General features: G+C 75.7%; 13 protein-coding genes. 7 read left to right on the top strand and 6 right to left on the bottom strand.

Annotation, left to right across the window (positions count from 1 at the left end; genetic code table 11):
* Window positions 1–35 precede the first annotated feature (35 nt).
* Window positions 36–683 (bottom strand): hypothetical protein, encoded by a 648-nt coding sequence (locus ACFWDO_RS06135; RefSeq protein ID WP_380316969.1) that lies wholly within the window; start codon window positions 681–683, stop codon window positions 36–38.
* Window positions 684–944: 261 nt separating this feature from the next.
* On the opposite strand from ACFWDO_RS06135, the gene ACFWDO_RS06140 reads away from it, so the two are divergent.
* From ACFWDO_RS06140 to ACFWDO_RS06150, 3 genes are all read left to right on the top strand, one after another.
* Window positions 945–2,597 carry an ABC-F family ATP-binding cassette domain-containing protein gene (locus ACFWDO_RS06140; protein ID WP_380316966.1) on the top strand — a complete coding sequence of 551 codons (1,653 nt, stop codon included), beginning with the start codon at window positions 945–947 and terminating at the stop codon, window positions 2,595–2,597.
* Between the two features lie 42 nt (window positions 2,598–2,639).
* Window positions 2,640–4,730, top strand: a complete 2,091-nt coding sequence (locus ACFWDO_RS06145; RefSeq protein WP_380316963.1) for a M3 family metallopeptidase — start codon at window positions 2,640–2,642, stop codon at window positions 4,728–4,730.
* A gap of 94 nt (window positions 4,731–4,824) precedes the next feature.
* Window positions 4,825–6,162 (top strand): M20/M25/M40 family metallo-hydrolase, encoded by a 1,338-nt coding sequence (locus ACFWDO_RS06150; RefSeq protein ID WP_380316960.1) that lies wholly within the window; start codon window positions 4,825–4,827, stop codon window positions 6,160–6,162.
* Window positions 6,163–6,180: 18 nt separating this feature from the next.
* Here ACFWDO_RS06150 and ACFWDO_RS06155 read toward each other — a convergent pair whose 3' ends face one another.
* Together ACFWDO_RS06155 and ACFWDO_RS06160 are read right to left on the bottom strand one after the other, a co-directional pair.
* Window positions 6,181–6,966 (bottom strand): fructosamine kinase family protein, encoded by a 786-nt coding sequence (locus ACFWDO_RS06155; RefSeq protein ID WP_380316957.1) that lies wholly within the window; start codon window positions 6,964–6,966, stop codon window positions 6,181–6,183.
* A 56-nt stretch (window positions 6,967–7,022) separates the two neighbouring features.
* On the bottom strand, window positions 7,023–7,274 hold the full coding sequence (locus tag ACFWDO_RS06160; protein WP_380316954.1) for a DUF5703 family protein: 252 nt from the start codon (window positions 7,272–7,274) through the stop codon (window positions 7,023–7,025).
* A 74-nt stretch (window positions 7,275–7,348) separates the two neighbouring features.
* On the opposite strand from ACFWDO_RS06160, the gene ACFWDO_RS06165 reads away from it, so the two are divergent.
* The gene (locus ACFWDO_RS06165; protein ID WP_380316951.1) at window positions 7,349–7,708 is read left to right on the top strand and encodes a primosomal protein; all 360 of its coding nucleotides are present in this window, start codon (window positions 7,349–7,351) and stop codon (window positions 7,706–7,708) included.
* Here ACFWDO_RS06165 and ACFWDO_RS06170 read toward each other — a convergent pair.
* Complete coding sequence (locus ACFWDO_RS06170) at window positions 7,690–8,655, bottom strand: aldo/keto reductase (protein ID WP_380316948.1); 966 nt, start codon at window positions 8,653–8,655, stop codon at window positions 7,690–7,692. The two genes, ACFWDO_RS06165 and ACFWDO_RS06170, sit on opposite strands and share 19 nt — an antisense overlap.
* Before the next feature lie 51 nt (window positions 8,656–8,706).
* On the opposite strand from ACFWDO_RS06170, the gene ACFWDO_RS06175 reads away from it, so the two are divergent.
* Window positions 8,707–9,582: an undecaprenyl-diphosphate phosphatase gene (locus tag ACFWDO_RS06175; protein ID WP_380316945.1), complete on the top strand. Its 876-nt coding sequence runs from the start codon at window positions 8,707–8,709 to the stop codon at window positions 9,580–9,582.
* 59 nt (window positions 9,583–9,641) lie between these two features.
* Window positions 9,642–10,925 carry a cysteine--1-D-myo-inosityl 2-amino-2-deoxy-alpha-D-glucopyranoside ligase gene (mshC, locus tag ACFWDO_RS06180; protein ID WP_380316942.1) on the top strand — a complete coding sequence of 428 codons (1,284 nt, stop codon included), beginning with the start codon at window positions 9,642–9,644 and terminating at the stop codon, window positions 10,923–10,925.
* 43 nt (window positions 10,926–10,968) lie between these two features.
* Here the strand turns inward: mshC and ACFWDO_RS06185 are convergent, their stop codons facing one another.
* Entirely contained in the window at window positions 10,969–11,859 is an 891-nt protein-coding gene (locus ACFWDO_RS06185) for a PAC2 family protein (RefSeq protein WP_380316939.1), read from the bottom strand.
* Window positions 11,860–11,976: 117 nt separating this feature from the next.
* Between ACFWDO_RS06185 and ACFWDO_RS06190 the strand changes: the two genes are divergently transcribed.
* A complete protein-coding gene (locus ACFWDO_RS06190) occupies window positions 11,977–12,690 on the top strand; it encodes an HAD family hydrolase (RefSeq protein ID WP_380316936.1) in 714 nt (237 codons plus the stop codon).
* Here the strand turns inward: ACFWDO_RS06190 and ACFWDO_RS06195 are convergent.
* Complete coding sequence (locus ACFWDO_RS06195) at window positions 12,680–13,603, bottom strand: RecB family exonuclease (protein WP_380316933.1); 924 nt, start codon at window positions 13,601–13,603, stop codon at window positions 12,680–12,682. The genes ACFWDO_RS06190 and ACFWDO_RS06195 overlap by 11 nt on opposite strands.
* Between the last annotated feature and the right edge of the window lie 33 nt (window positions 13,604–13,636).

A 13,636-nucleotide genomic window follows, 5' to 3' on the forward strand; every position in this document is an offset into this window, starting at 1 on the left:
AGCGCAGCGACTCCAGTCATGGCAGCGCCTCCAGCTCAGCGCAGGGCCGCCAGCCAGGGGTGCCCGGGCAGGGTGCGCGCGAGGGCGTCGGCCAGCCACGCGCGGCGGCCGGCGTCGAGCGCCGGCAGCGTCGCGTCGAAGTCGCGGCGGTCCTTGGGCCGCAGGCCGCGCGCCTTGTACAGCAGCTGGATCTCCGGCTGCAGGTAGGTCACGCCGTCCGCGGCCCACAGGGCGTCCGCCATTGGCATCGTGATCGCCGGGTCGCGCTTGTACACCCAGGTCTGCGCCGTTCCAGGGCTCAGGAGGATGTCGAACTCCCAGGGCGACGTGGCGTCCCGCCGGGTCCACAGCTGTCCGCAGCCGGCCGGCAGGACGTCGTCGGCCGCGCCGTCGGGGTCGACGTCGGGGCGCACGGGGCGCAGCGTGCCGGACGACGCGGCCCAGGTGTGCAGCGTCGGGGCGAGGTGGCGGCGCAGCGCGGGCAGGTCGCGCAGCAGCACCCCGGGGTCGATGTCCTCGTGCCCCCGCTCGACGCCGGTGAAGGCCTGCAGGGCCCAGCCGCCCGCCACCCACCAGGTCCCCGGGTAGCCGGCGAAGAGGTCGGCGACGTCGCGTGGCGTACGCGGCGCCCACGGCCCGTACCAGCGGTGGAACTCGGCATCGCTCATCGGTTCGGGAGGCATCGCGCCAGCCTAGGGGTGGCTCCCGCAACGAGGTTGCGCCCCGCGCGACGGTGTGCGAGCCTCGACGCCGTCCCCGCGGCCGCCGCCGCGCGTGAGAGGGGACGGCTCCAGGACGAGAGGCACACACCGAGCGATGACGGGCACCCGGACCGCCTGACCGCGTCGACCCCGAGGCTCCCCGCCGGCCGCACGAACGGCCCGGGGGAGCGGCGTCGACGCACCCGCCGTCCGCCGTACCCCCGCACCCGCTGGAGCCCCTGAGTGCCCCTCACCACCCACCCCTCCGTCGTCCTGCACGACGTCACCTTCTCCTGGCCCGACGGGGCCACCCCGATCGCCGGCGTCTCCGGCGCGTTCTCCCGCGGCCGCACGGGCCTCGTCGGCCTGAACGGCGCAGGCAAGTCCACGCTGCTGCGGCTCGTCGCGGGCCGCCTGCGCCCGACGTCCGGCACGATCACCGTGTCCGGCGTCGCCGACTACCTGCCGCAGCGCCTCACCCTCGACACCCGCGCCACGGTCGCCGACCTGCTCGGGGTGCGCGACGTCGTCGACGCCGTGCGGACCATCACCGACGGCACCGCGCCCGAGGACGGGCTCGCCGCGCTCTTCGACGTCGTCGGCGACGGCTGGGACGTCGAGGAGCGCGCCCTGGCCGAGCTCGCCGCCGCCGGCCTGCCCTCGGGCGACGGCGTGCTCGACCGCCCGGTGGGTACCCTGTCCGGCGGCGAGGCGATGCTGGTGGCCGTCACCGGCGTGCGGCTGCGCGGCGCGGACGTCGCCCTGCTGGACGAGCCGACGAACAACCTCGACGGAGACGCCCGCGAGCGCCTGCACGAGATCGTCCGCACCTGGCGCGGCACCCTCGTGGTCGTGTCCCACGACCGCGAGCTCCTGGAGCTCGTGGACGAGACGGCCGAGCTGCGCACCGGCGCGCTGACGACCTTCGGCGGCACGTACTCGCAGTACGAGGAGCACCTCGCCGCCCAGCAGGAGGCGGCGCGCGCCGCCCTGCGCGACGCCGAGCAGACCCTGCGCCGCGAGAAGCGGGAGCGGATCAAGGCCGAGGAGCGCATCGCGCACTCCGAGCGCCGCGGCCGCACCGACGTCGTCGAGCGGCGCTACGTGAAGGCGGCGATCAACGACCGGCGCAACTCCGCCGAGAAGTCGCAGGGCGCCCGGCGCGGCCAGGCCGCCGACAAGGAGGCCGCGGCGCGCGCGGCGGTCGAGGCGGCCGAGCTCTCGGTGCGCGACGACGACCGCATCGTCGTCGACCTGCCCGATCCGGGCGTGCCCGCCGGCCGCCGGCTGGCGGTGCTGCGTGGCACGGACGGGCGCGAGGTCGTCCTCGCCGGCCCCGAGCGCGTGGCCCTGACGGGCCCCAACGGCGTCGGCAAGACGACGCTGCTGGAGCGCCTGGTCGGCGTCCGGAGCCCCGTCGACGGCGTCGGCACCGGCGCCGGGGCCGAGGCGCTCTCCGACCGGGTCGGCTACCTGCCGCAGCGCCTCGACGTCCTCGACGACGACCAGACGGTGCTCGACGCCGTGCGCGCCGGCGCACCGCACGTGGCCCCGGGGGAGCTGCGCAACCGGCTCGCGCGCTTCCTGGTCCGCGGCGACCAGACCGGCCGCCCGGTGGCGACCCTGTCCGGCGGCGAGCGGTTCCGGGTCGCCCTCGCGCGGCTCCTGCTGTCCGACCCCCCGGCCCAGCTGCTGGTCCTGGACGAGCCCACCAACAACCTCGACATCACCAGCACCGACCAGCTGGTCCAGGCGCTGTCGGCGTACCGGGGCGCGCTGGTCGTCGTGAGCCACGACCGGGCGTTCCTCGGCCGACTCGGGCTGGACACCGAGCTGGTGCTGGACGCCGACGGGACGCTGCGCGAGGAGCGCGGGCCGGGCCACGACGCGGGCTGACGGCGCGTCCTCCCGGGGTCGGCGGTGCGGTTGGATGGGGCGATGAGCCTCGACCCTGCGAACCCGTTCGCCGCACCGTCCCCCCTGCCGTACGAGCTGCCCGACTTCGCCGCGATCCGGGAGGAGCACCTCGAGCCCGCGATCCTGGCGGGCATGGCCAAGCAGCTCGCCGAGGTCGACGCGATCGTGAACGACCCGGCGCCGGCGACCGTGGCGAACACCCTGGAGGCGCTCGAGCGCTCGGGCCGGACCCTGCACCGCGCGCTGACCGTCTTCTACAACCAGGTGAGCGCGGACGCGACGCCGGGGCTCGAGGACCTGAACGAGCGGCTGTCGCCGGCGCTCGCGGCCCACCGCGACGCGATCGGCATGGACGTGCGGCTGCACGCGCGCGTGCAGGAGCTCGCCGACGCGGCCGAGGCGGGCGACGCCCGGCTCGAGGCGGACTCCGCCTGGCTGCTGCGCACGCTGCTGAAGGACTTCCGGCGCTCGGGCATCGACCTCGGAGCCGCCGAGCAGGACGAGCTGCGCCGCCTCAACGGGCGGCTCACCGAGCTCGAGGCGGTCTTCGGGCGCAAGCTGCTCGCGGGGGAGAAGGCCTCGGCGGTGCTCATCACCGACGTCGCGGACCTCGAGGGGCTGCCCGCCGACGCGATCGACGCCGCGGCGGCGTCCGCGGCGTCGCGGGGGCACGAGGGCGCCTGGCTCCTCGACCTCCAGCTGCCGACCCGGCAGGACGTCGTGGCGTCCCTCGCGCGACGGGACGTGCGGGAGCGGGTGCAGCGGGCCAGCGAGGACCGCGGCGCCCGCGGCGACGAGCACGACACGCGGGAGACGCTGCTCGAGATCGCCCGGCTGCGCGCCGAGCGCGCGCGGCTGCTCGGCTACGCGCACCACGCGGCCTACGTCGCGGAGGACGCCACCGCCCGCACCACCGAGGCGATCGGCGCGATGCTGGGGCGGCTCGCGCCGCCGGCCGTCGCGAACGCGCGCGCGGAGGAGGCGGAGCTGACCGCCCTGCTGCACCGGACCGACCCCGACGCCGCGCTGCGCGCCTCGGACTGGGCGCGACTGGCCGAGGGGGTGCGTCAGGAGCGGTACGCGCTCGACGACGCGATGCTGCGGCCCTACCTGGAGCTGGAGCGCGTCGTGCACGACGGCGTCTTCCGCGCTGCGGAGCTCTTGTTCGGCCTGACCTTCGTCGAGCGGAAGGACCTGGTCGGCTACCACCCGGACGTGCGCGTCTTCGAGGTCTTCGACTCGGGCGAGCACGGGGAACCCGGCGAGCCCGGCGCGGGGCTCGGCCTGTTCCTCGCCGACTGGTACACGCGCCCCTCGAAGCGCGGCGGTGCCTGGATGAACAACCTCGTCGACCAGAACCACCTGATCGGGCAGCGCCCCGTGGTGGTCAACAACCTCAACATCGTCAAGCCGCCGGCTGGCGAGCCGACGCTCCTGCTCTGGGACCAGGTGATCACCCTGTTCCACGAGTTCGGTCACGCGTTGCACGGGCTTCTGTCCGACGTGCGCTACCCGTCGCAGTCGGGAACCGAGGTGCCGCGGGACTTCGTGGAGTACCCGTCGCAGGTCAACGAGATGTGGGCGTGGGAGCCCGAGGTGCTGCGTTCCTACGCCGTCCACCACGCCACCGGCGAGCCGCTGCCGGCCGCCTGGGTCGAGACCATGCTCGCGTCGCGGCAGTGGGGAGAGGGCTTCGCCACGACCGAGTACCTCGCCGCCGCGCTCCTCGACCAGGCGTGGCACCTGCTGGCCCCGGAGGACGTCCCGACCTCCGTCGACGAGGTGGCGGGCTTCGAGGCGAAGGCGCTCGCGGACGCGGGCGTCGCCCTGGCCGCCGTCCCGCCGCGGTACCGCACCACCTACTTCAACCACGTGTTCGGGGGCGGGTACGCGGCCGGCTACTACTCGTACATCTGGTCGGAGGTGCTCGACGCCGACACCGTCGAGTGGTACCGCGAGAACGGCGGGCTGACCCGGGAGAACGGCGAGGCCTTCCGTCGCCGGCTCCTCGCGCGCGGCGGGTCCCAGGACCCGCTGACGTCGTTCCGTGAGCTGCGCGGCCGCGACCCGCGGACCGAGCCGCTGCTGGCGCGCCGGGGCCTGGACGGCTGACCCCGCGCGCCGGCCTTCCGGTGCTGCCCCTCCACTGCTGCCCGTCCCCGCCCGCGCCTCCCTGCCGGGGCGCGGGGCTGGGTACGGTGTGCCCGTGACCACCGACGCCCTGAGCCTCCAGCCCGTGCCCGCCGCCGAGGACGAGGTGGTGGGGATCTGCCAGGACCTGCTGCGCATCGACACCTCCAACTACGGCAACGGCGAGGGCCCGGGGGAGCGGCGTGCCGCCGAGCACGTCGCGGCACTGCTCACCGAGGTGGGCCTCGACGTCGACGTGTTCGAGGCCGCCCCGGGCCGCACGTCGGTCGTGACGCGGCTCGAGGGCGCCGACCCCGCGCGGCCGGCGCTGGTGCTGCACGGGCACACCGACGTCGTGCCCGCGGCGGCCGAGGACTGGACGGTCGACCCGTTCGGCGGCGAGGAGATCGACGGCCTGCTGTGGGGCCGCGGCGCCGTGGACATGAAGGACATGGACGCGATGATCCTGTCGGTCGTCCGCCAGATGGTCCGCGAGGGCCGCCGTCCGGCGCGTGACGTCGTCGTCGCCTTCTTCGCCGACGAGGAGGCGGGCGGCGTGCAGGGCGCGCAGTGGGCGGTACGGCACCGGCCCGAGCTGTTCGAGGGCGCCACCGAGGCGATCAGCGAGGTGGGCGGCTTCTCGGTGGAGGTCGGCGGGCGGCGGGCGTACCTGCTGCAGACGGCGGAGAAGGGGCTCGCGTGGCTGCGGCTCGTCGCCGACGGGCGCGCGGGCCACGGCTCCCAGGTGAACACCGAGAACGCGGTCACCGAGCTCGCGGCGGCCGTCGCGCGGATCGGGCAGCACCGCTGGCCGTACACGCTGACCCCCACGGTGGAGCGCCTGCTGCGCGGCGTCGCCGACCTCACGGGCCTGCGGTACGACGGCGAGGACCCGGCCGCGATCGACGCGCTGGTGGCTGCGCTGGGCCCGGCGGCCCGGTTCGTCGGCGCCACCGTGCGCCACACGTCCAACCCGACCCAGCTCGAGTCCGGCTACAAGGCGAACGTCATCCCGGGGCGGGCCGAGGCGACGGTGGACGTCCGCCTGCTGCCCGGTCACGAGGAGGAGGGCATGGCGACGCTGCGCGAGCTGGCCGGCCCCGGCGTCCGGGTGGAGCCGATCCACACCGACACCGCCCTCGAGGTGCCGTTCGCCGGCGACCTCGTGGAAGCGATGGTCGCGTCCCTGCTCGCCGAGGACCCGGGCGCCGCCGTGCTGCCCTACACACTCTCGGGCGGCACGGACAACAAGTCCCTCTCGCGCCTCGGCATCACCGGCTACGGGTTCGCGCCGCTGCGCCTGCCCGCCGACCTCGACTTCTCCGGCATGTTCCACGGGGTCGACGAGCGGGTGCCCACCGAGTCGCTGCGCTTCGGCACCCGCGTCCTGGACCGCCTGCTGCGGGACTGCTGAGCCGCCGTCGCGTCGAGGTCAGCCACCGAGCCGCGCCAGCAGCTGCCGCGTGCGCGCCACGTACCCGCCGCCGAAGAGCACGGCGTGCACGGCGAGCGGGTAGAGCTGGTGCAGGGCCACGCGGTCCTGCCAGCCGGGCGCGAGGGGGCTCGCCGCGTCGTACCCGGCGACGACCTCGCCCAGGTGCGGTGCCCCGAAGAGGGCGAGCATCGCCAGGTCGGCCTCGCGGTGCCCGCCGTGCGCCGCGGGGTCGACGAGCACGGCCTCGGCGGCGCCCGCCGGGCCGGGCGCCCACAGCACGTTCCCCGACCACAGGTCGCCGTGCAGCCGCGCCGGCTCCTCGCGCGCCGCCGGGCCGGCGAGGACGCCGAGGCGCCCGCACACCCGCTCGACGGCGGCGGCGTCGTCGGCGTCGAGCACGCCGCGCTCGCGGCCCTGCGCCACGACCGGCCGCAGGCGGGCGTGGGCGTAGAACGCCGGCCAGTCGCCCCACGCGCCGGCCGCCAGCGGGAGCGGGTCGTCGAGGGGCCCGAACCATCCCGTGTCGGCCCCCGGCGGCAGCACCCCGAACCCGTCCGCGCCGGCGCGGTGCAGCACCGCGAGGCGGCGCCCGAGGTCGCGCGCCGCGTCGGGGGTCGGGTCGGCGGCCCGGACCCGCTCCAGGTCGAGGTGCTCCGGGCCGACGCCGAGCACGCGCGCGACGCGCGGTCCGCCGGGTACGGCGAGCCAGCGCAGCCCGGCCGCCTCGGTGGCGAAGAACCCGGGCGGCGCGCCCGGGCGCGACTTGCGGAACGTGGCGACCATGCGGGCTCCCTCGGCGGGTGCGCGGCCTGCTGGGGTGGCCGGGTGGGGTGGCCGGGTCAGTACGTCGGCGTCACCTTGATGATCTTGCGGCGCAGCCACACGCGCCGCTCGCCGCCGATGTAGAGGCGGGTGCGCGCCAGCTCCCACCGGCCGTACTCGGCCTCGTCGGTGAGCATCTTGCGCGCGTCCGGGACGCTGGTGTCCCGGTCGATCGTCAGCACGCGGAACTCGTACTGTCCGTGCTTGCGCCAGGCGGACGTCGCGTCGCGGCGTCCGCCTGCCTGCGTGGTCGACGAGGTCGAAGCCATCCGTCGTCCTCCCGAAGTGCTCGCGGGTGGTTTTCGTCTGCCCATTGTGCCCCTCGGGGCGCTACCGTCAGAGCATGACCGCAGACCCGCGTGCCGCGCTGGACCGCTTCGTCGCCGCGCTGGAGGCGCACTACCACGCGGTGTCGACCCGCAGGGGTGACGACGACCCGGCGGTCGACGACGCCTACGAGGTGCTGGCCGACGCGTTCGAGGTCTACGAGGACGCGCTCGCGCAGGTGTACTCGGAGGTGACGCCGTTCTTCCTCGACGAGGGTGACGACGAGGACGGCGACGACGAGGACGATGACGACGACGAGGACGACCTGGACGCCGACCTCGACGCCGACCTCGAGGGGCCGGGGCTGACCGTGTCGACCGCCGGCGGTTCCGCCGGGACGGAGCCTCCCGGGCAGGCCTACCAGCGTTCGGGGTAGCCGATCTCGGGTGCGGAGACGTCGTCGAGAGCGGCGTGCACCTCGCCCGGCAGGTCGAGGTCGAGGGCCGACAGGGACGCCCGGAGCTGGGCGGGCGTGCGCGCCCCGACGATCGCGCTCGCGACGGTGTCGCGGGCGAGCAGCCACGCCAGGGCCACCTCGAGGGGCGCCCGGCCCAGGCCGTCGGCGGCGGTGGCCACGGCCTCTACGACGGACGACGCGGCCGCCTCGAGGTACGGGTCGACGAACGCCGCCAGGTGCGCGGACGCCGCGCGGGAGTCCGCCGGGATGGCGCGCCGGTACTTGCCGGTGAGCACGCCGCGCCCCAGCGGCGACCAGGCCAGCAGCCCCAGTCCGAGGGCGTCGGCGGCCGGCGCCACGTCCCGCTCCGCCCCGCGCTGCAGCAGCGAGTACTCGAGCTCCAGGGCGCTCAGGCCGGTGCCGTCCGCCTCCAGGAGGGTCGCGGCGCGGGCGGCCGCCCACCCGGGGTGGTTCGCGAGGCCGACGTAGCGGGCCCGCCCTGAGGACACCGCCAGCCGCAGCGCGGACACCGTCTCGGCGAGCGGGGTCGCCGGGTCGGGGCAGGCGACGAGGAACAGGTCGACGTGGTCGGTGCCGAGCCGCTCCAGGGACGCGTCCAGGTCCGCGAGGAGGCCCGCGCGGGAGGCGTCGACCCGGGCGCCCGACCGGCCGGCACGCACGCCGCCTTTGGTGCACAGCACCAGCTCGTCGCGCGCGACCTTGCCGTCGAGCAGCGAGCCGATGAGGCGCTCCGCGTCGCCGTCGCCGTACGTCGCGGCCGTGTCGACGAGGCTTCCCCCGGCGTCGACGAAGTCGCGGAGCTGTTCCGCCGCGTCCAGGTCGTCGGTGTCCCGGCCCCAGGTCATCGTCCCCAGGCCGAGCTCGGACACGCGCAGACCCGTACGGCCCACCTGACGACGCTCCATGGCGGGTCACGCTACCGGGAAACCCCGCTGGTCCGGGTAGTGTGACCGCCCGTGAATGCCTGGGAAGCGATCCTGCTCGGCCTGGTCCAGGGCCTGACCGAGTTCCTGCCGATCTCCTCGAGCGCGCACCTGCGCATCGTCGGCGAGCTGCTCGGCGGCGACGACCCGGGCGCGGCGTTCACCGCCATCACCCAGATCGGCACCGAGGCCGCGGTGCTGCTCTACTACCGCCGCACCATCCGGGACATCTGCGTGGCCTGGTGGACGTCCCTCGTGGGGCGGCACGGCAGCGACTGGCGCTCCCGGATGGGGGCCCACGACGACCAGGCGCGGATGGCCTGGTACATCGCGCTGGGCTCGATCCCGATCGGCGTGCTCGGCCTGCTCTTCCAGGACGTGATCGAGACCTCCCTGCGCAACCTCTGGATCACGGTCACGACGCTGGTCGTCTTCGGCGTGCTGCTCGGCTGGGCCGACAAGATCGGCCGCCGCACGCGCCGGCTCGACGAGCTGACCCCGAAGCGGGCGATCGGCTTCGGCTTCGCCCAGGCGCTCGCCCTCATCCCGGGCGTGTCGCGCTCGGGCGGCACGATCACCGCCGGGCTGCTGATGGGCTTCACCCGCAAGGCCGCCGCGGACTACTCGTTCCTGCTGGCCGTGCCCGCGGTGCTGCTGTCCGGCTTCTACCAGCTCGGCAAGTCGGTCGGGGAGACCCCCGCCCCTGGTGCGCCGGGGGCGGGCGCGACGCTCATCGCCACGCTGGTCGCGTTCGTCGTCGGGTACATCGTCATCATCGGCTTCCTCAAGCTCATCACCACGCACTCGTTCATGCCGTTCGTCTGGTACCGCATCGGGCTGGCCGCCGTGGTGGTCGTGCTGCTGCTGACCGGGGTGCTCACGCCCATGGGCAGCGGCGCGGTCATCTGACGGGTGCCCCGACGCACCGCGTGACCTGACCGGGTGCGACGCCCGGGTAGCCTGGGCGCGTGCGTTCCTGGCCCGCCCCCCAGATCCCTGAGCTCCCCGACCCGGCCGACGGCCGCCGCACCCCCGTCCGGGTGCACGACAGCACCACGGGCAGGCTCGTGGACCCGGCGCCGGGCGACACCGCCCGCTACTACGTGTGCGGCATCACGCCCTACGACGCGACGCACCTCGGGCACGCGAACACCTACCTGGCGTTCGACCTGCTGCACCGTGCGTGGCTCGACGCCGGGAAGTCGGTGACCTTTGTCTCGAACGTCACGGACGTCGACGACCCGCTGCTGGAGCGCGCCACCGCCACCGGCGTGTACTGGCGGGACCTGGCCGCCGACCAGGTGGCGCTCTTCCGCGAGGACATGACGGCGCTCGGCATGGTGCCGCCCGCGACGTGGACCGGCGCGGTCGAGTCGGTGCCCGCGGTGGTCGAGGCGGTGGAGCGGCTGCTGGCCGACGGCGCGGCCTACCGCGTGCCGAACGAGCCGGGAGCCGGTGGCGACGACCCGGGCCTCGGCGACGTGTACGCGGACCTGTCCGCCGACCCGGACTTCGGCGCGGTCGCCCGCCTCGACCCGGACGCGATGACGGCCCTGTTCTCCGAGCGCGGCGGCGACCCGCGTCGCGAGGGCAAGAAGGACCCGCTCGACCCGCTGCTGTGGCGGCGCGAGCGCCCGGGCGAGCCCGCCTGGGACGGCGCGTCCCTGGGCACCGGGCGGCCCGGCTGGCACATCGAGTGCGCGGTCATCGCCCGCGACGGCCTCGGCCTGCCGTTCGACCTGCAGGGCGGGGGAGCGGACCTGCTCTTCCCGCACCACGAGATGTCGACGTCCCACGACCGCCTGCTGGGCGCCGGCGGGGCCCGCGTGCACGTGCACGCCGGCCTCGTCGCGTACGAGGGCGAGAAGATGAGCAAGTCGCGCGGCAACCTCGTGTTCGTCTCCGCGCTGCGCCGTGCCGGCGTCGACCCGATGGCGATCCGGCTGGCCCTGCTCGGCCACCACTACCGGACCGAGTGGGAGTGGACGGACGCGGACCTCGCCGCCGGCGTCGCCCGCCTCGAGCGCTGGCGCGCGGCGGTGTCCGGCAACGGGGCCCCCGACGCGACGGCGACCCTCGCCGCGCTGCGGGCCGCGCTCGCCGAGGACCTCGACGGGCCGGCGGCGCTCGCCGCCGTCGACGCGTGGGCCGACCTCGCGCTCGCCCCCGGGCGGGACACGTCCGCCGACCTCGAGGGCGCGCCGGGCGTGCTGGCCCGCGCGGTCAACGCGCTGCTCGGCGTCCGACTCTGAGGCGGCCCGGACGAGGTAGCGAGCTCGGGCCCACGGGAAGGCGTCAGCCCTTGTCGCCGCCGCGGTCGCCCCGGTCGCCCTTGTCGCCGCCGACGTCGCGGCGGCGCAGGTAGCGCTCGAACTCGCGGGCGATGGCCTCGCCGGTCGCCTCCGGCAGGTCGGCGGTGTCCTTCGCCTCCTCGAGCTGCTGCACGTACTCGGCGATCTCGGCGTCGTCCGACGCGAGCTCGTCGACGCCGTGCTGCCACGCCTCGGCGTCCTCGGGCAGGTCGCCCAGGGGGACGGTCGCGGCGATGAGCTCCTCCACCCGCGTGAGGATGGCCAGCGTGGCCTTGGGCGACGGCGGGTTCGCGACGTAGTGCGGCACGGCGGCCCACAGGGACACGGCCTGGAAGCCGCGCCGGTCGGCCTCGTGCTGCAGGACGCCCACGATGCCCGTCGGGCCCTCGTACGTGCTCGGCTCGACGTCGAGCACCGCCTGCAGGCCGTCGCTCTCCGTGGTCGCCGTCATCGGGATGGGGCGCGTGTGCGGGACGTCGGCCAGCAGGGCGCCCAGCGTCACGACCGTGCGCACGCCCAGCTCCGCGGCGAGGTCCAGCAGCTCCGCGCAGTACGACCGCCACCGGAACGAGGGCTCGATGCCGTGCACCAGCACCACGGTGCGGTCGGGCAGCTCAGCGACCGAGACGGTGGTGGTGGGCCAGGTGATGGTCCGCTCGCCGTCCGGCCCGGTCTCCATGACCGGCCGGTTCACCTGGAAGTCGTGGTAGTCCTCCGGGTCGAGCTCGCGCACCTGGCGCGCGTCCCAGACCTCGGCCAGGTGCCCGAGCGCCGCCGTGGCGGCGTTCCCGGCGTCGTTCCACCCCTCGAACGCGGCGATCATCACGGTCTGCCGTGCGGCGTGGCGCCCGGTGGGCTCCGGCTCGGTCGTCATTCGTCCAGCGTATACAGCACGCCCACGGCGCGGGGCCGCGTCGGCGGCCGGGTCGCGTGGCCGGTCTCACCGGGCACGCGCGCCCGGCCCGCCGCCCGCGGTCCGTACGATGGACGGGTGCCCGAGACCCTCGCCCCCGCCCCCCAGACCCCCGAGCTGACTCTCCCCGCGGCCGTCCTGTGGGACATGGACGGGACCCTGGTGGATACCGAGCCGTACTGGATCGAGGCCGAGCACGAGCTCGTGGCCGAGCACGGCGGCACCTGGAGCCACGAGCAGGCGATGCAGATGGTCGGGAACGCGTTGACGGTCTCCGCGCAGATCCTGCGCGACCAGGGCGGCGTCGACCTTCCCGTCGATGCCATCGTCCGCCGGCTCCTGGGGCGGGTCGTCGAGCAGGTGCGCGTGCGGGTGCCGTGGCAGCCGGGCGCCCTCGAGCTGCTCTCGGGCCTCGCCGAGGCCGGCGTGCCCTGCGCGCTCGTGACGATGAGCTACGCGGAGCTGGCCGAGGAGGTCGTCTCCCGCGGGCCCGCGGGCGCGTTCGTCACCCTCGTCACGGGCGACCAGGTGGAGCGCGGCAAGCCGGACCCCGAGCCCTACCTGGTCGCCGCCGAGCGGCTGGGCGTCGACCCGGCCGCGTGCGTCGCCATCGAGGACTCGCCGACGGGGATCGCCTCGGCGCGCGCAGCCGGCGTCGCGACCCTCGGCGTCGAGGCCGTGGTGCCCGTGCCGCACCTGGACGGGCTCAGCCGGGCGTCGTCCCTGGAGGCCGTCGACGTCGCGACCCTCGCGCGCATCGGCGCCGGCGAGGTCGTCGACCTCAGCCGCTGACGGGCTCGACCTCGGGCTCGACCCCGAGGCGGGCGCGCAGCGCGCCCGCCGGAATGACCGGCGGGGTGCCGCCGAACTCGGGGCACACCTCCTGGTGCGCGCACCAGCCGCACAGCCGGCTGCGGCGGGGCCGCCAGTCGCCCGTGCGCGCGGCGTCCTGGATCGCCGACCACAGGGCGCGCACCTTGGTCTCCGTGGCCTCGAGGTCCGGCTCGTCGGGCTGCGCGCGCAGCACCTGCCCGTCGCCGAGGTAGAGCAGCTGCAGCATGCGCGGCAGCACGCCGCGCTCGCGCCAGAGCACCAGCCCGTAGAACCGCATCTGGAACAGCGCGGAGGCCTCGAAGCCGGGCCCGGGCGCGCGGCCCGTCTTGTAGTCGACCACCCGCAGCGCCCCGCCGGGGGCGACGTCGAGGCGGTCCACGATCCCGCGCAGCAGCGGCCCGTCGTCGAGCGCGGTCTCGACGCGCAGCTCGCGCGCCTCGGGCTCCAGCCGGTTCGGGTCCTCGAGGGTGAAGTAGGTGCCCACCAGCCGGCGGGCCCGGGCGATCCACTGCTCGGGCGTGGTCCCGGCGGCGTCCCCGTCGGCGTCGAACAGGGTGGCGTACCGCGGCTCCGCCTCGACGAGCCGCTCCCACTCCGCGGGCAGCAGCGCCTCGGCCGCCTCGGGCGTGCGCTCGCCGAGCGGCGCGTCGTACAGGCGCTCGAGCACCGCGTGCACGAGCGTTCCGCGGGCGGCCGCCGACGACGGCGGCTCGGGCAGCCGGTCGACCACGCGCAGCCGGAACAGCAGCGGGCAGCGCATGAAGTCGCCCGCGCGCGACGGCGACAGCGACGGTGTCGGGGTCGACGTCGGCGACGGTGCCTCGGCCGCCGTCGACGCGTCGGGCACGTCGGGAGCGGCGGTCGTCGTCATGCGCGCCACCCTACGGTCGGCCGGTGACAGGGA

Origin of the sequence: Isoptericola sp. NPDC060185 (genome assembly GCF_042728595.1) — a bacterium.
GTDB lineage: Bacteria > Actinomycetota > Actinomycetes > Actinomycetales > Cellulomonadaceae > Isoptericola.

Excerpts from the sequence above, each read along its gene's own strand:
- ACFWDO_RS06185 (WP_380316939.1), bottom strand. The coding sequence starts at position 11,859 with ATGACGACCGAGCCGGAGCCCACCGGGCGCCACGCCGCACGGCAGACC.
- ACFWDO_RS06165 (WP_380316951.1), top strand. The coding sequence starts at position 7,349 with ATGACCGCAGACCCGCGTGCCGCGCTGGACCGCTTCGTCGCCGCGCTG.
- ACFWDO_RS06145 (WP_380316963.1), top strand. The coding sequence starts at position 2,640 with ATGAGCCTCGACCCTGCGAACCCGTTCGCCGCACCGTCCCCCCTGCCG.
- ACFWDO_RS06135 (WP_380316969.1), bottom strand. The coding sequence starts at position 683 with ATGCCTCCCGAACCGATGAGCGATGCCGAGTTCCACCGCTGGTACGGG.
- ACFWDO_RS06155 (WP_380316957.1), bottom strand. The coding sequence starts at position 6,966 with ATGGTCGCCACGTTCCGCAAGTCGCGCCCGGGCGCGCCGCCCGGGTTC.
- ACFWDO_RS06195 (WP_380316933.1), bottom strand. The coding sequence starts at position 13,603 with ATGACGACGACCGCCGCTCCCGACGTGCCCGACGCGTCGACGGCGGCC.
- ACFWDO_RS06170 (WP_380316948.1), bottom strand. The coding sequence starts at position 8,655 with ATGGAGCGTCGTCAGGTGGGCCGTACGGGTCTGCGCGTGTCCGAGCTC.
- ACFWDO_RS06160 (WP_380316954.1), bottom strand. The coding sequence starts at position 7,274 with ATGGCTTCGACCTCGTCGACCACGCAGGCAGGCGGACGCCGCGACGCG.